Genomic DNA, 19,260 nt, shown 5'->3' on the forward strand with positions numbered 1-19,260 from the left:
GAGCCATTAGCTCAGTTGGTAGAGCACCTGGCTTTTAATCAGGGTGTCACTGGTTCGAGTCCAGTATGGCTCATCATTTACTTTGTATGTCAGGCGTGGACTCTCATCTTAATTATCTAAGCCGTTTCGTTTAGCGAAACGGCTTTTGTGTATATTTATAGAAGATTTGCCTCTTACTTTGGATGCTTGTTTTATGGTGAACCATCTCTTGAATATGGTATACTTAAGCAATAAGGATGATAAATTGGAGGGACATATGGCCAAGCAGCAATACGCGCCAAAAAAGAAGAGCAAAATTGTTCCGATTCACATGGATGCGGACTTCTACTATGAGCGGGCAATGCGCTACCTCGACAAGCTCAATTTCCAAAAAGCGCTGCGTTACCTGCGCAAGGCGGTTGAATTCGAGCCGAACAATCCTGAATATTATTGCAGCATGGCCGGCGTACTGGCTGAACTCGGCAAATATGAAGATTCGAATCGAATTCTCTGGTATGTACTGGAGGACGTCGACCCCTCATTAGATGAATGTTACTTTTATCTGGCTAGCAATTACGCGAACATGATGGAATTTGAATTGGCTGAACAATATATTTTACGGTATTTACAGAACGTTCCTGATTCTATCTATAGCGAAGAAGCTGAGGATTTGCTTGATTATGTCGAATTTCATCTTCGGGACATGCCACGTCATCCGGAGGGTGGAGAAGAATTGGAGGTGGTGCTGCAGCATGATAGGGCACGCCGCTTGCTCGAAGAAGGTAAGTTTAATGAAGCGTCACGTCTTTTACAGAAGTTAGTAAGGGAAAATCCGGACTTCATTGCCGCCCGCAATAATCTTGCGTTGTGTTATTACTATATGGGACGTTTTGAAAAAGCGATGGAAACCGTGCAGGAAGTATTGAGAGAAGAGCCAAGCAATATTCATGGATTGTGTAATCTGGCTGTTTTCTACTCCCACCTGCAGCAGCAGGATAAGCTTGATAAACTGCTAATCACTTTGAAAAAGATTGTACCGTATCATTTTGACCTCGCTTACAAGTTGGCCACTACACTTGGCATTCTTGGTGAAGACGAAACCGCTTATTTTCTCTTCCGAAAAATGATTTCCCACGCAGGACAGAGTGATTTATATATGCTGCACTATGCTGCGGTAGCCGCATACAACACCCGGAGGTGGGATGCAGCCGAAGCGTTATGGCGCAAGGTTGAACGTCTTGACCCGTCAGAAAACGTGGCGTCCTACTATCTGAGGCAGATACAGCAGCGTAAAGAGGGTGGCAGAGGGATTGAAAAAGCTTCTTACCACTATCAGATTCCGCTGCAGGATGAGTTTTCTTTTGAAACCATCGGAAATTCGCCTGCTGAAATCGGTCAGGCAATGAAGAATAATCCGCTGCTTCGCTCCTCCCTGTTATGGGCGCTCCGGTTAGGGGATAAGGACATCAAGCTCCAGGTTATCCAGGCGTTCGAACATATTGCAGATGAAGAAGTGGAAGAAGCGTTGCGGGCATTCTTAATAAATCCGGCTGAGGACGACTACCTGAAAAAAGTTGCGATTTTTGTCCTGCGCAAGATGGGGGCTAAGGAGCCGTATCAGGCGGTGATTAGCCACCAGGTGAAGTCTGTGTCTTTCAGTGTGAATCCGAAATTTCCGGTGTGGAATAAGAAGTGGCAGCAGGTGGCGGAGTGTTTGCGCGACCATATGCAGGATCGTTACGATTTTCTAGAACAACAGGAAGCGCAGACACTATGGCTGGCTTATCTTAACGAAGCATATCCGAATGTGCCTGTTATCCGTAAACAGGAAGCCTGGGCTGCTTCGCTTGAATATGCGGTTGCCCGACGTCACAACTATGCCGTGACGCAGGAAGAGATAGCTGCGCGTTACGGAGTGTCCGTTGCCTCATTGGCGCGTAACTATAAACTGATCAGTGCCGTTTGCTTCGTATTTTCACAGGAGAAATAAATGAAGGCGCAAATCAATGAAAAGTCAAATAAACAGAGGAATCCCCCGGTACATACCGGGGGATATTTATGTATAGCTGATAATACAGAGGTAGACAATTTTTTCATTTCGATCTATGATAAAGACATTAAATCGAATTTCTTCGATTAAGTGAATAGAGTGGAGTATAGCCTCGGTTTTTGAGGTAAAGATATATATGATTAGGAGGTAGTAATGATGAGCGAAGAAAAAATTTATGACGTAATCATTGCCGGTGCCGGCCCGGCCGGAATGACGGCGGCTGTGTATACTTCCCGTGCCAATATGAGCACGTTAATGATTGAACGCGGAATTCCGGGCGGACAGATGGCAAACACGGAAGAAATTGAGAACTATCCGGGGTTCGAGACCATTCTGGGGCCGGAGTTATCGACCAAGATGTTTGAGCATGCCAAAAAATTCGGTGCTGAATACCAGTATGGCGATATTAAAGAGATTATTGATGGAAACCCGTACAAAATCGTAAAGGTGGGAGACAAAGAGTTCAAAGCCAAATCAGTTATCATCACTACCGGTGCGGAGCACCGCGAACTGGGTGTGCCGGGCGAGAAAGAATTCTCCGGTCGTGGCGTTTCCTATTGCGCGGTATGTGACGGTGCGTTCTTCCGCGGTAAAGAACTGGTTGTAGTCGGGGGCGGAGATTCCGCGGTTGAGGAAGGCGTATTTCTGACCCGTTTCGCTACAAAAGTAACGATCATCCATCGCCGCGATGAGCTGCGCGCGCAGAAGATTCTGCAGAAACGCGCATTTGAAAACGAAAAGATAGACTTCATCTGGGATACGGAAGTGAAAGAAATCCGCGGAGATGGTGTCGTGAAATCAGTGCTGCTCTACAATAGAAAAACAGGTGAAGAAACTGAATTTAAGACGGATGGTGTCTTTATCTACGTAGGTATGGACCCGCTGTCTGATGCAGCGAAAAACCTGGGGATTACCAATGAAGCAGGCTACATTGAAACGGATGAACGCATGGCGACCCGTGTACCAGGTATTTTTGCGGCCGGTGACGTACGGGAGAAGACGCTGCGTCAGGTTGTAACCGCAACGGGAGATGGAGCAGATGCTGCTCTTTCCGCTCAACACTATGTAGAAGAGCTGAACGAAAAGCTGCAGGAACAATCAAAAGTTACGCAATAAAAGGTCATAAACTTTTAACAGCGCTGTAACATTGCTGAAATATGGAAGCTGTATAGTAAAGATAATTAATTGACCCCTTTTATAATAGTAAAATGATTGGCGCAGACAGGAGTTGTCTGCGTTCTTTTTTTGTGCTCGGTGGCGCTTGGTTCTCTTTTGTATTACCGGGGCGGATGTGATTTAATAAAAGAAAAGAATGGGTTTGTCATGAGGGATATCTTTTTGGGTAGGAAGTGAATAAGATAATGGAAAAACAGATGAATGAGATTAACTTGCTGATTATTACCGGCATGTCCGGCGCGGGAAAAACAGTTGCCGTTCAAAAACTTGAGGATTTAGGCTTCTTTTGCGTGGATAACCTGCCGCCGGTTCTCATTCCGAAGTTTGCGGAGTTGATTGATCAATCCGGAGGCCGTATCCAGAAGGTAGCGCTTGTCATTGACTTGCGTGGTCGTGAGTTCTTTGACGCGCTGGCTGAATCGTTGGAACGTGTTCATGAGATGGAGAATATAACATACCAGATTATCTTTTTGGATGCCAGCGACCAGACGCTTGTGCAGCGTTATAAAGAGACGCGCCGCAATCACCCGCTGGCGCCGGACGGCCTGCCGCTTGACGGCATTAAAGCTGAACGCCGCCTTCTCGAAGAACTCAAAGGGCTGTCTAATTTAATTATTGATACGACCCACTTAAAGCCTGTATTATTGAAAGAAAAAATAAGCCAGATTTTTAGCCAGATGAGTCAGAATCTAACAGTCATCGTTCAATCGTTTGGCTTTAAATTCGGCATTCCAATCGATGCCGATCTCGTATTCGATGTTCGTTTTCTGCCAAACCCGCATTATGTGGAAACGTTACGGCCCAAGACGGGAAAAGAAGCGGAAGTATCTGAGTATGTGTTCAAATGGGATGTCTCGCAGGAGTTTCTTGGTAAGCTTACGGACTTTATCGATTTTACGCTTCCGCATTACCAGCAGGAAGGTAAGGCCCAGCTTGTCATCGGTATCGGATGCACCGGAGGCAAGCATCGTTCTGTAGCCATTGCAGAGTATCTAGGTCAGCGTTATCAGGATCAATACAATGTTCGCGTAACGCATCGGGATATAGAGAGAGGTCGCTCATAGAGGTGTAAGATGAAAAGAAAAACAGAAAACCCCCGTGTGGTTGTAATAGGGGGAGGAACAGGACTGTCCGTACTGCTCCGCGGCTTGAAAAAGCAGCCGATTGACATTACCGCAATTGTAACCGTAGCGGATGACGGGGGAAGTTCCGGCCGGCTGCGTTCCGAATTACAGATGCCGCCGCCGGGAGACGTGCGCAACGTGTTGATTGCGCTTGCAGATACCGAACCGTTGCTTGAGAGTCTGCTCCAGTACCGTTTCGTTAACGGTAGCGGACTGGCCGGACACTCGATTGGCAATCTGTTGATCGCGGCGCTGACCGAGATTAGCTCCGGTGATTTTGTGACGGCGATCGAACAGCTCAGCAAAGTGCTGGCCGTCCGTGGACGTGTCCTGCCGGCGGCGAATCATTCCATCGTGTTGCACGCCGAGATGCAGGACGGTACGATTGTGTCCGGAGAATCGATCATTCCGAAGGCCGGCAAGCGGATTAAGCGTGTGTTTATTGATGAAGGCGTGAAGCCGCTTGCCGAGGCCACCCAGGCACTGCGGGAAGCGGATGCCATTCTTATCGGACCCGGCAGCCTTTATACGAGCGTGCTGCCGAATTTGCTTGTGCCCGGAATCGTACAGACGATTCGAGAGAGCAAAGCCGTCAAAGCGTATATTTGTAATGTAATGACGCAGCCGGGAGAGACGGACGGCTATACGGCGGAAGACCACATCCAGGCCATTCATGACCATGTAGGTAACTCCTTGTTTCAGTATATTATTGTAAACAACGGAGAAATTAGTGAAGAAGTACGGACTTTATATGCGGAGAAAGGATCTGAACCGGTAACCTATTCCGAAGAAAAGCTGACCGCAAAAGGATACCATATTATTGCCGATAATTTACTGGTATATGATAAGTTCTTACGCCATGATGCTACCAAGCTCAGTGAAATTATTATGAACGTAATCGGCGCGAAAGTATAAGGTGGTGGCTACATGTCTTTTGCTGCACAGACAAAAAAAGAATTAACCCAGCTGGAAGCGGCGGATTGCTGCCATAAAGCGGAACTTACTGCGTTAATCCGAATGAACGGTTCCCTGCAGTTCGGCGGCAAGCGCTTCGTGCTGGACGTATCAACGGAAAATGCGGCAATTGCACGCCGCATTTATTCGCTTATCAAAAAGATTTTTCAAATTCACGCGGAACTTCTTGTCCGTAAAAAGATGAGACTGAAGAAAAACAATGTCTACCTTGTCCGCATCCCTCAGAAGGCACGGGAAATTCTCGAAGAGCTTCATATCATGAAAGAAGGCACCTTTCATTATGGAATTTCTCCCGACATTATCAAAGACGAATGCTGCAAGCGTTCCTATTTACGGGGCGCTTTTCTCGCCGGAGGATCGGTCAATCACCCGGAAGCATCCAGTTATCATCTGGAGATTTTCTCTTCCCACCAGGAACATTGTGAAGATCTGGTAGATCTGGCAAATTATTTTGAGTTGAATGCCCGTCGTATTGAGCGGAAAAAGGGGCATATTATGTATATTAAGGAAGGCGAGAAAATCGCCGAGTTTCTGCGAATTATTGAAGCACATCAAGCGCTTTTCTTTTTTGAAGATGTGCGTATCATTAAGGAGATGAAAAACTCTGCCAACCGGTTGAACAATTGCGATATGGCCAACCTGAATAAGACGGTGGCCGCAGCAATGCAGCAGATCGAGAACATTATGCTTATCGACAGCCGCATTGGTCTTGCCAATCTGCCGGACAGGTTGCGGGAAGTGGCCGAGCTTCGATTGCAATATCGGGACATGAACCTTGCCGAATTAGGTGAAATGGTGCCCAGCGGGAAAGTGAGCAAATCCGGTATTAATCATCGTTTGCGAAAAATTAATGAAATCGCGGCGAAATTGCGGGAAAATGACGCAAAATCACAGGAATAATCCCTATAATCATGTTATAATGAAACAAATTCAGTTTAGCAGGGGGTGGGGAAGCATAGATGCATGCGCAGGAAAGTGTTGTTGTTAAATTAAAAACCGGGCTGCAGGCACGGCCGGCTGCTTTTTTCGTCCAGGAAGCGAACCGCTATGCAGCAGATGTATTTATTGAGAGAAACAATAAGAAGGTAAATGCAAAAAGCATCATGGGCGTAATGAGCCTTGCCGTCGGCAGCGGCGTGGAGATTACCATTAGCGCTGAAGGAGCTGATGCGGAAGACGCAGTACAAAGCCTTGTACAAATGGTACAGCGTGAAGAGTAATTTGGGGAGAAGCCGACGGATAGACTGACTGTCGGCTTTTTGCTTATTTGGGCTTAACATCAAACTCTGTACTTTGTGTTTTTTCAGATGGGCAAGCACATTTTTTAGTGTTACGTCCTTCTTTGATGTAATCTTTTATCAAAGAAAATGGGTGGGAATATTGAAGGATTCCCACCCATTTTGTCACATCTCAGGGAGTGACAGGTCTTTTTTAAGTAAGTATACGGATTTTACAGCACGTCTCAATCTTTTTTGCCGAGGCTTTCGATGACACGGTCGATGAGGCCGTATTCTTTAGCCTCTTGTGCGGACATGAAGTAGTCGCGGTCAGTGTCTTTCTCTACGCGCTCAAGCGGTTGGCCGGAACGTTCCGCGATGATGCGGTTCAAGGAGTCACGCATCTTCAGGATGCGGTTCGCCGCAATTTGAATGTCAGATGCCTGACCCTGTGCACCGCCGAGCGGTTGGTGAATCATTACTTCACTGTTCGGGAGCGCGTAGCGTTTGCCAGGTGCGCCGGCTGTCAAGAGGAACGCACCCATTGAAGCAGCCATACCTACGCAAATGGTTGATACATCCGGTTTGATGAACTGCATCGTGTCATAAATCGCCATGCCTGCGGTAATCGAGCCGCCCGGGCTGTTGATGTACAGGCTGATATCTTTATCCGGGTCTTCAGCGGCCAGAAACAGGAGCTGGGCCACCACGCTATTTGCTACTTGATCATTGATCCCCGTACCCAGGAAAATAATCCGATCCTTTAAAAGGCGAGAATAGATATCGTATGCTCTTTCACCACGATTTGTTTGTTCGATAACTGTAGGGATTAAGTTCACTACTACTTCCTCCTCTCGTGTTTGTATGTATATAGTACACTAAAGGTCAAAAAAGGTCAAATGGAACCTCCGTACTATATTCTCTTCAGTTATATGCTTTTTTCCCAGAAATTAATCATCGTAAACATGAGTTTTGACAAGATAATGATAACCAACTGTAATTTGTCCCCCTCTTCCTTACTCTGTCGACTTATGTGACTTTAAAGGAACCTTTGTCGAAAGTCGAGCATAATATAAAAAAATGTGTGATAATAGAAAAAATTTTGCATAGCTATGTAGTTATCAACATGAAAGGGGTTATGACCATAATGCAATATGATGAATATATCGGAAAAATGGTACAATTAACGTACAGCGATTTGGATGGGGAGCTTGTATGCGCCGTAGGGCACATTCTCTATACGCTGAAAAACCGGGCTTTTGTATTCGAGACATACAAAGAAGGAAGGCAATTAATCGTCTATAACCGGCATGTGCTTGACATTCGCGAAACGGGAGCGCCGTCCGCTCATATCGACCCGGAGATTGCTCCCGATCATTTCGCTTAAACTATGAGCAGAACGCGAGGGGATCTGTCTTGAAACAATCGTTTGCACTGGTAAGGGAAGAAGGATTGACCATTCGTGGCGACGTTTTTATCAAGGATGACGCACAGGAGTACAGCCGAAAACCCGTCGTGATTATTTGTCATGGCTTCAAAGGTTTTAAAGATTGGGGTATGTTCCCGCGCATTGGAGAATATATGGCGGAGCAGGGGTTTGTCGCCATTACGTTTAATTTCTCAGGCAACGGAGTGGGTGAAGATCCGGAGAGCTTCACCGAGCTTGAGAAGTTTGGCCGCAATACATACCAGCAGGAGCTGAACGATCTGGATTTTCTTATCCAGCAGGTCAAACATGGCGGCCTGCCGCTTGGGGAGTACATGGATGCGTACCGAATCGGCATAATGGGCCACAGCAAAGGCGGTGGCGATACCATTCTCTACGCTTCTTCGTATCCGGAGAATGTTCGGGCGATTGCGACCTGGAACGGAATCGCCCATGTGGACATTTTTGGTGCCGACGTGCGCAGGCAAGTGGAAGAAGAGGGCGTAGGTTATGTAATGAACGGCCGAACCGGACAAAAAATGCCGATTGAAAAAGTCGTACTGGATGACATTGATGTGAATGCCCGTCAATATGATTTGCTGAACTGCGTGGCACAGCTTAACGTACCGCTGCTAATCGTGCAGGGGCGCGAAGATTTCCCCCGGCTTGTAAAAGGAGCGGAAAGCCTGAATGAACATGCACGGCAGGCCGTTCTCTACTGGGTAGACGGAGCGGGCCATACGTTTAATATGGTGCATCCTCACAAAGAGGATACGTCTGAATTTCTCGAAGCGCTTGACGTAACGACGAAGTTTTTCAAGGAACATTTTTAAAAATGAAAGGGTAGCGGATGAGACGGCAGAGAATGCCGTCTCATTTTAGTAATGGAAGATAAATAATAATTGATATTGATAATCTTTATCAAATAGGGTATGATAAGGATAATCAAATAGCGAAAGCTACACATGAAGGAGGGGATGCATCATGGCATACGTAGTGATTGGCGCGGATCGATTGGGAAACATCAATGCTCTGTTGGAAGAGAAGTTGGACGGAGAACTCATTCATGTTTCAGGAAGGAAAAAGAAAGATCAAAATTATACGCTCCCGCAACTCGTAAAGGGAGTTATCGTGTTTACGGATTACATAAACCACAATCTGGCCAAACGGGTCAAAGCGGACGCCAAGAAGAGGGACGTCCCCATTGTGTTCGCAAAGCGTTCGGTCAGCCACCTGGAGTGCAGTCTGGAACAAATGCTTGCGTGCCAGCGGGAAGGCTGCACCCGTCCATGTGCGCGCAACCGCTCATATCAAGCTACGGTGTAGGAGGTAATATATCCTCAACGGTTGGCAGCCGGCCGCGACGACCGGATGTGATGAATATAACTGAAATTCAATACGTAACAAAACCACCATGGCCAATTAGCCACAACCCCTGCCATGTGGTACGAAGGAAAAGAGAGAAAAGAATGAGGATGCGATTTCAATGTGGAAAAAGGCGAAGGCCTTTTTCTTCCCTGTATCTCATTTCCTCTTTCTCTCCTTTTTTCTTCATAATTTTCACAGAAAGAGAGCGGGAGCATACAAAAGGCTTCCGCTCTTTTGTATGTTATAAAACAGCTAGCTGGAGCACGATAATCCAGGGGAAAGAAAGAGAGGAAATATGTCCTGCGCCTTATTTTTTATAATTGGCAGGATTTTTGCTAGAGAAATTTATTGCGAATTGTTATATAATAATGAATAAGAGAAAAAGTTTTACAGAAAAGAAGGTGATGCCCGATGCAAATGGGTTTTGGTTTATACCAGCAGCAGACGTTGAAGTTAGTCATGACACCTGAATTGCGCCAGGCAATAACCATTCTCCAATACTCGACCGTCGATTTACTCGATTTCCTGCGCCAGCAGGTTACTGAGAATCCGATTCTGGATTTATCTGAGAAGAACAGAGAGTTTTTGGTGACTGACGTGACGATGCAGAAGGAAACGAACAAGCAAGCGGATATTGACTGGAAAGATTACATCCGCGCCAATGCTACCGGAGATGATACGTACTACCAGCGTGGAAGCGCTCCGGCCCAGGATTATGATCCGTTCAATTTCATCTCCGCCGGAGGAACAACACTGGAAGAGCATCTGCTTGAACAGGTAGCCATGCTCAAGAATGTAACGCCGCTTGAAAAGCGAATTCTGAACTTCCTTATTGGAAACTTGAATGAAAGCGGTTACCTTACCATCTCAGAAAAGGAAGCTGCGGATATTCTGAATACGAATGTCGAGAAAATCGAAGAAATGATTTGGCTTCTTCAGACGCTGGAGCCGGTGGGCGTGGGTGCTCGCTCGCTTGCGGAATGTCTTTTGCTCCAGCTCAGGGATGAGCCGGAGGAGCATACGCTTGCGATTGCCATTGTAGAGCACCACCTGGAAGATTTGGCGGAGAAGCGCTATCAAAAAATCGCCGCATCCCTTGGTGTAACGCCGCAGGAAGTGCAGCAGGCGGCCGACTATTTACGGACGATGAACCCGCGGCCGGGCGCTGAATTTGCGCAGGGAACGCCGCGCTATATTGTGCCGGACGTGTATGTAGAGAAAGTGGAAAACGAATACATTGTCATGGTTAACGAAGGGAGTATGCCGAACTTAACCATTAATCGTTTCTATCAGCAGATGCTACAGAAGAATGAAGCGGACCCGGCCCAGCGCTATATTCAGGATAAACTCAATTCCGCGCTTTGGCTGATTCGCAGTATCGAACAGCGCCGTATGACGCTGTACAAAGTCACGCAGGCAATCGTAGAAGAGCAGAAAAGCTTTTTCGAGAAAGGTACCGCCGGATTGAAACCGATGACGCTAAGAGATATCGCTGAGAAGGTCGGGCTGCATGAGTCGACGATTAGCCGGGCAACCAGCAATAAGTACGTCCAAACACCGCGCGGACTATTCGAGTTAAAGTATTTTTTCACAACCGGTTTGAACCGGGCCGATGGTGGAGAAGCCTCTTCCGTGCTGACCATTAAAGAGAAAATTAAAGCTATGGTGAATGCAGAAGACAAGAAGAAACCACTCTCAGACCAGAAGATTACTGATCTGCTGCTCAAAGAAGGTATTGAAATTTCCCGTCGTACTGTGGCAAAATACCGGGAAGAGTTGAATATCGACTCATCTTCAAAACGGAAGCGTTTTTAATTAAGAGAGGAAAAAAGACATGGATGCACAGCAAAATCCATTCCGCATTGTTATCTATACAAGAGAAGGATGCGGATTGTGTGACAAAGCCAAAGAAAAAGTGGAACGGGTAGCCCGGGACTATCCCGTAGAGCTGGAAATGGTAGATATCGCGCAGGATGCTGCGCTTGAAGATGCATATGGACAACTGATTCCCGTCATACATATTGACGGGGAGAAAGTCTTCGTCTCTAAGGTTACGGAGCTCTGGCTGCGCCGAGAATTGGAAATCCGATCGAAAGAGCGCGGTTGATAAAAATGAAAAAACTTGGTATAATGATAACTGACAGCAAAAATGCCTGTATTTTACACAGGCATTTTTTGTGAATTAAATGGGACATAAAATATCTAATAGGGACGTTTTTTGTCCCAAGAAAGGTGAGGGCGTTGGCGGAATCGAATTGGACTTCAATGCTTCAGCGGATGGCGCCTGAAGTCGTCACGATCATCGAGAACCGTTATAAGATACTACGTCAAATTCGTTTATTGCAGCCGGTCGGACGACGTGCGCTGGCCGAAGTGATGCAGAGTACGGAAAGGATTATCCGGCGGGAAGTCGAGTTTCTGCGTGAGCAGCGCCTTATCGATTCAAACCGTGCCGGTATGTTCGTTACACCCGATGGAGAAAACATGATTGAAGCGTTTCATCCTTTCTGGAAAGAGGTAGGCGGAATTAGCCTACTGGAGACGGAAGCAGCCCGTCTTCTTTCTGTGCGGAAGGTTGTCATCGTTCCCGGGGATACGGATGAGAGCGAATGGACAAAAGACGATATGGCGCGGCAGGCAGCAGGTGAATTAGCTCGTGTGCTGACGGATGATACAGTGGTTGCAGTTGCCGGAGGAAGCTCTGTGGCGCGCATGTCTCAATATGTACAGCCGCCTGCGGACGCGCGGAATCTCATGCTGGTCCCGGCACGCGGAGCGCTCGGCGATGAAGTGGATCTGGAATCCAATACGGTTACCGCCCGGATTGCGCGCAACTTGAATGCCTCATATCGTCAGTTGTATCTGCCTGACATTTTGGAAGAAGAGACGTTGCGCAATGTACAGCGTGATCCGACGATTTCGAAGATGCTGGAATTGATTCAGCAGACGAAAGTTTTGGTGCACGGCATCGGGGCCGCAGAAGAAATGTCACGCAGACGCGGTTTGAGCGACGGCATTGTTCGTATACTAAGGGAGAAACGAGCCGTCTCCGAAGTGTTCGGGTACTATTTTAACGGCTCCGGCGAAATGGTCTACCGCATGAACACGGTAGGGATGCAGATGGAGAATGTGCATACATTAGATACGGTAGTGGCCGTTGCCGGTGGTAAGAGTAAAGCGGAAGCAATTCTCTCTTATATAAGAAACCGCCACAATTATGTGCTCGTCACCGATGAGGCAGCCGCGCGTGGAATGCTCGCTTTATTGGCAGAAGAAGAATAAGCGTTTCTTCATAGAGCGCTTTGGAAATATAAGGAGGAGATGAAGTATGACGAAAGTTGCAATTAATGGTTTTGGGCGCATTGGACGTAATGTACTGCGGGTAGCGCTTCAGAATCCGAATGTGGAAGTGGTAGGAATCAACGATTTGACGGACGCAGCGACATTGGCCCATCTCTTTAAATACGATTCTGTACATGGCATGTACCATGAAGATGTACGCGTGGAAGGCAATACGATTATTATCGGGAATCGCACAGTCAAGGTGTCCGCCGAACGTGATCCGGCCAATCTGCCCTGGAAGGAGTGGGGCGTGGAAGTGGTCGTAGAATCGACGGGCCGCTTTACGAAGCGGGAGGATGCAGCGAAGCACCTTGAAGCCGGTGCGAAAAAGGTAATCATCTCCGCTCCGGCAAAAAATGAGGATATCACAATCGTGCTTGGCGTAAACGAGGAAAAATACGACCCGGCGAACCATCATGTCATCTCAAACGCATCTTGCACTACGAATTGCCTGGCGCCGTTTGCGAAAGTGCTCCATGAGAAATTTGGCATTCGCCGCGGTCTGATGACAACCGTGCACTCCTATACGAACGATCAGCAAATTCTCGACTTGCCTCATAAAGATTTGCGCCGGGCGCGGGCGGCTGGCATGTCCATTATTCCAACATCCACGGGTGCGGCCCGGGCGGTGGCGCTTGTGCTTCCTGAATTGAAAGGCAAGCTGAACGGATTTGCGATGCGTGTACCGACCCCGAATGTATCGGTAGTCGATCTGGTCGTAGAATTGGATAGGAATGCATCGGTGGAAGAGATTAACCAGGCGCTTAAGCGTGCGTCCGAGAACGAAATGAAAGGCATCCTCGGTTATTCTGAAGAGCCGCTCGTATCACGCGACTACAATGGTGATCCGCGCTCGTCCATCGTCGATGCGCTGTCCACGATGGTCATTGAAGATAACCTCGTCAAAGTCGTTTCCTGGTATGATAATGAGTGGGGCTATTCAAATCGTGTGGTCGATTTAATTAATTATGTTGCTCAAAAAGGTCTGTAAGCAAGAAAAAGTGTGACTGATTGATTGAATTATGTTGCAAATAAAGCCATAGAGAAGCTAAAATATAAACGGTTATGAAAAAGGGGAGGGAACGAGTAGGGATTCTCTCCTTTTTCTGTGAAAATTATGAGAAAAGAAGGAGAAAAAGAGGAAAGGAGATCCAGAGAAGAAAAAGGCGTTCGCCTTTTTCCCCATTGAAATCATTCCCCCGTTCTTTTCTCTCTTTTCTTTCGTACCACTAAAATCAGCTGTCCTTCCCTTGATTTTCATGTCGGGAAGTATAGCTGCTATAAGGAAGAGGAGGGTTATTTGTTATGAACAAAAAGTCTGTTCGCGATGTTGACGTGAAAGGAAAACGCGTATTCTGTCGTTTCGACTTCAATGTGCCGATGGAAGCCGGACGTATCACCGATGATACGCGCATCCGTGCGGCACTGCCGACGATTGAATACCTCGTACAGAACGGCGCCCGTGTGATTATGTCGAGCCATCTCGGCCGTCCGAAAGGCAAGGTTGTGGAAGAGATGCGTCTGAATGCAGTGGCGGAGCGTCTCGCTCAACTGCTCGGTCAGCCAGTAAAGAAAGTGGACGAAGTATACAGCGAAGAAGTGAAAGCGGAGGCCGAGAAGCTGAACGATGGCGAAGTGCTACTGCTTGAGAATGTCCGCTTCCATCCGGGCGAAGAAAAAAATGACGAAGAGTTGTCCAGACAGTTTGCATCGCTCGCAGACCTTTTTGTAAATGACGCGTTCGGTACCGCTCACCGTGCGCATGCGTCTACAGCCGGCGTAGCCAACCATATCGAAGGGGTAGCCGGTTTCCTCATGGAGAAAGAAATCGAATTCCTGGGCAAAGCCATTTCCCAGCCGGAACGTCCGTTCACGGCCATTATCGGCGGAGCCAAAGTAAAGGATAAAATCGGTGTCATTGAAAACTTATTGGAGAAAGTGGATAATTTAATTGTAGGCGGCGGCCTGTCCAATACGTTCATCAAAGCGAAAGGCTATGAGGTAGGGAATTCCCTGCTTGAGGAAGAAAAAGTGGAGCTGGCCAAATCATTCATGGAACAAGCCGAGCAGAAAGGCGTGAACTTTCTAATTCCGGTCGATGTTGTCGTGGCTGATAAGTTTGCGAATGACGCAGAAACAAAAGTTGTCGATGTGGATGCCATTCCGGAAGGCTGGCAGGCGCTTGATATCGGGCCTAAAACGATTGAACTGTACAAAAACGCTATCCTTGAGTCTAAAACTGTAGTATGGAACGGACCGATGGGTGTATTTGAAATGGATACTTTTGCAGAAGGAACAAACGCCATCGCACGCACGCTTAAAGAAGTAAACGGTACAACCATTATCGGCGGTGGCGACTCCGTGGCTGCGGTCGAGAAAGCGGGCGTAGCGGAAGCGATGACGCACATCTCAACAGGGGGCGGGGCTTCGCTCGAATTCATGGAAGGCAAAGAGCTTCCGGGTGTGGCGGTCCTGGCTGATAAATAAGGAGTTGACAAATGCATGCAACGGACACCTATTATCGCGGGTAACTGGAAAATGCACAAAACGACGGAGGAAGCGCGCGAATTCGCGCACGCTGTACGCTCGCTCGCACCAAAAGAGAATATGGATACCGTCATCTGTGCGCCGTTCACCTCATTGGACGCATTGGTGCAAGAGCTTGAAGGGTACCCGATTGCCGTTGGAGCGCAGAATATGCACTGGGAGGAATCGGGAGCATATACAGGAGAGATTAGCCCCGGCATGCTGACAAGCCTTGGCGTGCAATATGTAATTATCGGGCACTCGGAACGCCGGGAGTATTTCGCGGAAACGGATGAAACGGTGAACAGAAAAGCAAAAGCCGCATTTGCGCACGGATTGACGCCTATCGTATGCGTGGGCGAAAATGTGGAGCAGCGTGAAGGTGGAAAAACGAAGGAATGGGTACGTGAGCAGGTGCTTCGTGCGGTAGAAGGTCTGTCAAGCGAGCAGGCGAAGCAGCTTGTGATTGCTTATGAACCGATCTGGGCTATCGGAACGGGCAAATCGTCTTCAGCGGAAGATGCGCAGGACGTTATCGCATTCATCCGCAGTACGGTGGAAGATGGGTTCGACGCCCAGGTAGCGGCGCAGGTACGCATCCAGTACGGCGGTTCCGTGAAACCGGACAATATCGGAACCTACATGGAGCAGCCGGACATCGACGGCGCGCTTGTCGGAGGCGCCAGTCTAACGCCGGAATCGTTCCTGAAATTGTTAGAGGGAGCACGAGGAGGCAAGAAGTAATATGAGTCGACCGAAACCAGTGGCACTTATCATTATGGACGGATTCGGATACCGGGAAGAAGAATACGGCAACGCCATCAGACAGGCGAAGACGCCGAATTTCGATAAATACTGGAACGAATATCCGCATACGCTGCTCGGCGCCAGCGGTCTGGCTGTCGGACTTCCGGAAGGACAGATGGGCAACTCGGAAGTCGGACACCTGAATCTGGGTGCCGGCCGCGTTGTTTATCAAGATTTAACACGCGTAACGAAAGAAATTAACGAAGGTATGTTCTTTAAAAATGAAACGCTGCTTAAAGCCGTACGTCATGCGAGGGACAACGGCACTGCGCTTCATCTGTACGGATTGCTGTCGGACGGCGGCGTGCACAGCCATATCGAACACTTGTTTGCGTTGTTGAAGCTGGCTAAGCAGGAGAACATGGACCGTGTCTACATTCATGCATTTCTGGACGGACGCGATGTAGCACCGGACAGTGCGGTTGGATACATTCAAGAATTGCAGGAGAAGATTAAAGAATACGGCGTTGGCCGCATTGCGACTGTACAGGGCCGTTACTATGCAATGGACCGCGATAAACGTTGGGAACGCACCGAGAAGTCCTATCGCGCCATGGTATACGCAGAAGGGCCGAGTTTCACCGATCCGGTTGAAGCGGTGCGTGAATCTTATGAACGCAGCGTATACGATGAATTTGTAATGCCGACGGTAATCAAAAATAGTGACGGTACTCCGGTAGCGACAGTTAAAGACAATGACAGTGTCATTTTCTTCAACTTCCGTCCGGACCGTGCTATTCAGTTATCCCAGGTTTTCACCAATGATGATTTCCGCGGGTTTGACCGCGGCGAGAAGTGGCCGAAGAATTTATTCTTTGTCTGCATGACCAAGTTCAGCGAAAGTGTGGACGGTTATGTCGCGTACAAGCCGACCAGCTTAGACAATACGCTGGGCGAGGTGCTGACGCAGCATAATATGCGCCAGTTGCGCATTGCGGAAACGGAGAAGTATCCGCACGTTACCTTTTTCTTCAGCGGCGGCCGTGAAGCCGAGTTTGAAGGAGAGAAGCGCATCCTCATCAACTCGCCGAAAGTCGCAACCTATGACCTGAAGCCGGAAATGAGCATCTATGAAGTTACCGAAGCCCTGCTGGCTGAGATTGAGCAGGATATCCACGATGTCATCATTCTGAATTTCGCTAACTGCGATATGGTAGGCCATTCCGGTATGATGGAGCCGACGATTAAAGCGGTAGAAGCGGTGGACGAGTGCATGGGTAAAGTTGTGGAAGCCATACTGGCCAAAGGCGGTGTGGCGCTTGTGACCGCCGACCATGGGAACGCTGACTTGATGCTCGATGAAGAGGGAAATCCGATCACATCGCACAGCACGTACCCTGTTCCGTTCATTCTGACGAAACAGGGTGAGGAATTGCGTGAAGGCGGCATTCTGGCCGACATTTCACCGACCATATTAAAGCTGCTTGGTATTGAACAACCTAAAGAAATGACAGGCAGGCCATTATACTAAAATAAGAAAACAGAAGGAGACGGAAGAGGAAATAAGGTCCAGGGGGGAGCGGTTGCCTTTTCCCCCTTTGAAATCATTCCCTCGTTCCCTTCTTTCTTTTTCTTAATTACCTTACATAACTAATTAAGGAGCTGAACAAGCATGACGATTATTTCTGACATCTACGCCCGCGAAGTTCTTGATTCCCGAGGTAACCCGACAGTAGAAGTGGAAGTCTATCTTGAATCCGGCGCAATGGGACGCGCTATGGTCCCGTCCGGCGCTTCTACCGGTGCACATGAAGCGGTTGAGCTTCGTGACGGTGAGAAAGCACGCTACATGGGTAAAGGTGTATTAAAAGCGGTAGATAACGTAAACAGCATCATCGCTCCGGAGCTGGAAGGCTTCGATGCACTGGATCAAGTGGGCATCGACAACCTGCTAATCGAGATGGATGGTACCGAAAACAAAGGCAAGCTGGGTGCAAACGCCATTCTGGGTGTGTCCATGGCGGTTGCCCGGGCGGCAGCTGATGCGCTGGGCGTTCCATTGTATGCGTATCTGGGTGGTTTCAACGCCAAAACGCTGCCGACTCCGATGATGAACATTCTTAATGGTGGCGCGCACGCGGACAACAACGTGGATATTCAGGAATTTATGGTTATGCCGGTCGGGGCAGAAAGCTTCGCGCATGCATTGCGTATGGGCGCAGAAGTTTTCCATAACCTGAAAGCTGTGCTGAAAGAAAAAGGACTGAACACTGCGGTAGGTGACGAGGGCGGATTCGCGCCGAACCTGGCTTCCAATGAAGAAGCGCTGCAAACGATCATTGCCGCTATCGAGAGAGCGGGTTACAAGCCGGGTGAGGACATTATGCTGGCGCTTGACGTTGCTTCTACGGAAGTATACAAAGACGGCAAGTATGAATTGGCCGGTGAAGGCATTACGAAGACGACAGACGAGATGATCGACTACCTGGAGATGCTGGTGAACAAGTATCCAATTATCTCCATCGAAGACGGTCTGGCTGAAGATGATTGGGAAGGATGGAACAAGCTGACCCAGCGCATCGGTGATCGTGTGCAGCTGGTGGGTGACGACCTGTTCGTAACGAATACAACCCGTCTGTCCCAGGGAATTGAACAGGGAACGGCGAACTCCATTCTCATTAAAGTAAACCAAATCGGTACGCTGACCGAAACGTTCGATGCCATCGAAATGGCGAAGCGTGCGGGCTACACCGCGGTTATCTCCCACCGTTCCGGCGAGACGGAAGATTCCATCATCGCTGACATTGCGGTAGCGACTAACGCTGGACAAATCAAAACCGGTGCACCGTCCCGTACAGACCGTGTGGCAAAGTACAACCAACTTCTCCGCATTGAAGACGAACTGGCCTACATTAGCAAATACGCAGGCCGCGAAGCGTTCTATAATATTAAAAAGTAACACTCGTTTTTCCATTCGTAAACGAGAGACAACTCGCGGCAACGTCCGCGAGTTTTTCTTTGCATTTCTTGGTCAGGTCCGTAAGGAATCACCGCGTTTACCTCTTTAGCATAATAGCCGCCGCAAGCCGTATGCGAAACGGATTTGTCTCCCTCTTTCCTCGCTTCCCTCTTTCTTATTTCTTCTGTATATCGTTATTATAAAGACTTTGGCACGGGGTAAAGAATAGAAATATAGCGAACAGGAAACGATGTACTTGTTGCCGTGCTTTTGTATTTTCATTTTATCTGTAATGATTTTCTACAGATAGTATATTATAATAAAAACACCATGGCTTTTTCGCCGCAACCCCGACATGAAAATGATGGGAA

General features: G+C 48.1%; 18 protein-coding genes and 1 tRNA gene. 18 read left to right on the top strand and 1 reads right to left on the bottom strand.

The genetic code is table 11. The annotated features are described in order from the left end of the window. The 7 genes from B2899_RS10395 to B2899_RS10425 all read left to right on the top strand — a co-directional run bounded on the left by B2899_RS10395 (window position 1) and on the right by B2899_RS10425 (window position 6,524). Window positions 1-73, top strand: a tRNA-Lys gene (locus B2899_RS10395). Between the two features lie 183 nt (window positions 74-256). Beyond that, on the top strand, window positions 257-1,969 hold the full coding sequence (locus B2899_RS10400; RefSeq protein ID WP_170230091.1) for a tetratricopeptide repeat protein: 1,713 nt from the start codon (window positions 257-259) through the stop codon (window positions 1,967-1,969). Window positions 1,970-2,185: 216 nt separating this feature from the next. Continuing rightward, window positions 2,186-3,145 carry a thioredoxin-disulfide reductase gene (gene trxB / locus B2899_RS10405; RefSeq protein ID WP_146808273.1) on the top strand — a complete coding sequence of 320 codons (960 nt, stop codon included), beginning with the start codon at window positions 2,186-2,188 and terminating at the stop codon, window positions 3,143-3,145. A 245-nt stretch (window positions 3,146-3,390) separates the two neighbouring features. Then, on the top strand, window positions 3,391-4,269 hold the full coding sequence (rapZ, locus tag B2899_RS10410) for an RNase adapter RapZ (protein ID WP_146808271.1): 879 nt from the start codon (window positions 3,391-3,393) through the stop codon (window positions 4,267-4,269). 9 nt (window positions 4,270-4,278) lie between these two features. After that, on the top strand, window positions 4,279-5,244 hold the full coding sequence (locus B2899_RS10415; RefSeq protein ID WP_286885602.1) for a gluconeogenesis factor YvcK family protein: 966 nt from the start codon (window positions 4,279-4,281) through the stop codon (window positions 5,242-5,244). 12 nt (window positions 5,245-5,256) lie between these two features. Then, window positions 5,257-6,204, top strand: a complete 948-nt coding sequence (whiA, locus tag B2899_RS10420; protein WP_286885603.1) for a DNA-binding protein WhiA — start codon at window positions 5,257-5,259, stop codon at window positions 6,202-6,204. A 59-nt stretch (window positions 6,205-6,263) separates the two neighbouring features. Next, a complete protein-coding gene (locus tag B2899_RS10425; RefSeq protein WP_146808268.1) occupies window positions 6,264-6,524 on the top strand; it encodes an HPr family phosphocarrier protein in 261 nt (86 codons plus the stop codon). Between the two features lie 242 nt (window positions 6,525-6,766). On the opposite strand, the gene clpP is transcribed toward B2899_RS10425, so the two are convergent. Next, entirely contained in the window at window positions 6,767-7,360 is a 594-nt protein-coding gene (clpP, locus tag B2899_RS10430) for an ATP-dependent Clp endopeptidase proteolytic subunit ClpP (protein ID WP_146808267.1), read from the bottom strand. Between the two features lie 308 nt (window positions 7,361-7,668). Between clpP and B2899_RS10435 the strand changes: the two genes are divergently transcribed. The 11 genes from B2899_RS10435 to eno all read left to right on the top strand — a co-directional run bounded on the left by B2899_RS10435 (window position 7,669) and on the right by eno (window position 18,889). After that, on the top strand, window positions 7,669-7,908 hold the full coding sequence (locus B2899_RS10435; RefSeq protein WP_146808266.1) for a hypothetical protein: 240 nt from the start codon (window positions 7,669-7,671) through the stop codon (window positions 7,906-7,908). Between the two features lie 29 nt (window positions 7,909-7,937). Then, window positions 7,938-8,780, top strand: a complete 843-nt coding sequence (locus B2899_RS10440) for an alpha/beta hydrolase (RefSeq protein WP_286885617.1) — start codon at window positions 7,938-7,940, stop codon at window positions 8,778-8,780. A gap of 151 nt (window positions 8,781-8,931) precedes the next feature. Continuing rightward, window positions 8,932-9,273 (top strand): DUF2325 domain-containing protein, encoded by a 342-nt coding sequence (locus B2899_RS10445; protein WP_146808264.1) that lies wholly within the window; start codon window positions 8,932-8,934, stop codon window positions 9,271-9,273. Window positions 9,274-9,726: 453 nt separating this feature from the next. After that, window positions 9,727-11,130, top strand: coding sequence for an RNA polymerase factor sigma-54 (gene rpoN, locus B2899_RS10450; RefSeq protein ID WP_286885619.1), 1,404 nt, complete (start codon window positions 9,727-9,729; stop codon window positions 11,128-11,130). A 19-nt stretch (window positions 11,131-11,149) separates the two neighbouring features. Then, window positions 11,150-11,422, top strand: a complete 273-nt coding sequence (locus B2899_RS10455; protein ID WP_146808262.1) for a glutaredoxin family protein — start codon at window positions 11,150-11,152, stop codon at window positions 11,420-11,422. 134 nt (window positions 11,423-11,556) lie between these two features. Continuing rightward, window positions 11,557-12,597: a sugar-binding transcriptional regulator gene (locus B2899_RS10460; protein ID WP_146808261.1), complete on the top strand. Its 1,041-nt coding sequence runs from the start codon at window positions 11,557-11,559 to the stop codon at window positions 12,595-12,597. 46 nt (window positions 12,598-12,643) lie between these two features. Next, window positions 12,644-13,648, top strand: a complete 1,005-nt coding sequence (locus tag B2899_RS10465) for an ArsJ-associated glyceraldehyde-3-phosphate dehydrogenase (RefSeq protein WP_146808260.1) — start codon at window positions 12,644-12,646, stop codon at window positions 13,646-13,648. Window positions 13,649-13,962: 314 nt separating this feature from the next. After that, window positions 13,963-15,144 carry a phosphoglycerate kinase gene (locus tag B2899_RS10470; RefSeq protein ID WP_146808259.1) on the top strand — a complete coding sequence of 394 codons (1,182 nt, stop codon included), beginning with the start codon at window positions 13,963-13,965 and terminating at the stop codon, window positions 15,142-15,144. A 15-nt stretch (window positions 15,145-15,159) separates the two neighbouring features. After that, the gene (gene tpiA / locus B2899_RS10475; protein WP_286885624.1) at window positions 15,160-15,927 is read left to right on the top strand and encodes a triose-phosphate isomerase; all 768 of its coding nucleotides are present in this window, start codon (window positions 15,160-15,162) and stop codon (window positions 15,925-15,927) included. 1 nt (window position 15,928) lies between these two features. Continuing rightward, window positions 15,929-17,461, top strand: coding sequence for a 2,3-bisphosphoglycerate-independent phosphoglycerate mutase (gene gpmI / locus B2899_RS10480; RefSeq protein ID WP_146808257.1), 1,533 nt, complete (start codon window positions 15,929-15,931; stop codon window positions 17,459-17,461). A 141-nt stretch (window positions 17,462-17,602) separates the two neighbouring features. Then, window positions 17,603-18,889, top strand: coding sequence for a phosphopyruvate hydratase (gene eno / locus B2899_RS10485; RefSeq protein ID WP_146808256.1), 1,287 nt, complete (start codon window positions 17,603-17,605; stop codon window positions 18,887-18,889). The last annotated feature ends 371 nt before the right edge of the window (window positions 18,890-19,260 follow it).

It is taken from the genome of Aneurinibacillus sp. UBA3580, from assembly GCF_002375825.1.
Classification (GTDB): domain Bacteria; phylum Bacillota; class Bacilli; order Aneurinibacillales; family Aneurinibacillaceae; genus Aneurinibacillus; species Aneurinibacillus danicus.

What these genes read in the sequence shown, in the direction of transcription:
- rpoN (WP_286885619.1), top strand. Translation starts at nt 9,727, where the DNA reads ATGCAAATGGGTTTTGGTTTATACCAGCAGCAGACGTTGAAGTTAGTC.
- B2899_RS10470 (WP_146808259.1), top strand. Translation starts at nt 13,963, where the DNA reads ATGAACAAAAAGTCTGTTCGCGATGTTGACGTGAAAGGAAAACGCGTA.
- whiA (WP_286885603.1), top strand. Translation starts at nt 5,257, where the DNA reads ATGTCTTTTGCTGCACAGACAAAAAAAGAATTAACCCAGCTGGAAGCG.
- eno (WP_146808256.1), top strand. Translation starts at nt 17,603, where the DNA reads ATGACGATTATTTCTGACATCTACGCCCGCGAAGTTCTTGATTCCCGA.
- B2899_RS10400 (WP_170230091.1), top strand. Translation starts at nt 257, where the DNA reads ATGGCCAAGCAGCAATACGCGCCAAAAAAGAAGAGCAAAATTGTTCCG.
- B2899_RS10445 (WP_146808264.1), top strand. Translation starts at nt 8,932, where the DNA reads ATGGCATACGTAGTGATTGGCGCGGATCGATTGGGAAACATCAATGCT.
- rapZ (WP_146808271.1), top strand. Translation starts at nt 3,391, where the DNA reads ATGGAAAAACAGATGAATGAGATTAACTTGCTGATTATTACCGGCATG.
- B2899_RS10415 (WP_286885602.1), top strand. Translation starts at nt 4,279, where the DNA reads ATGAAAAGAAAAACAGAAAACCCCCGTGTGGTTGTAATAGGGGGAGGA.
- gpmI (WP_146808257.1), top strand. Translation starts at nt 15,929, where the DNA reads ATGAGTCGACCGAAACCAGTGGCACTTATCATTATGGACGGATTCGGA.
- tpiA (WP_286885624.1), top strand. Translation starts at nt 15,160, where the DNA reads ATGCAACGGACACCTATTATCGCGGGTAACTGGAAAATGCACAAAACG.
- B2899_RS10465 (WP_146808260.1), top strand. Translation starts at nt 12,644, where the DNA reads ATGACGAAAGTTGCAATTAATGGTTTTGGGCGCATTGGACGTAATGTA.
- B2899_RS10435 (WP_146808266.1), top strand. Translation starts at nt 7,669, where the DNA reads ATGCAATATGATGAATATATCGGAAAAATGGTACAATTAACGTACAGC.
- trxB (WP_146808273.1), top strand. Translation starts at nt 2,186, where the DNA reads ATGAGCGAAGAAAAAATTTATGACGTAATCATTGCCGGTGCCGGCCCG.
- B2899_RS10455 (WP_146808262.1), top strand. Translation starts at nt 11,150, where the DNA reads ATGGATGCACAGCAAAATCCATTCCGCATTGTTATCTATACAAGAGAA.
- B2899_RS10425 (WP_146808268.1), top strand. Translation starts at nt 6,264, where the DNA reads ATGCATGCGCAGGAAAGTGTTGTTGTTAAATTAAAAACCGGGCTGCAG.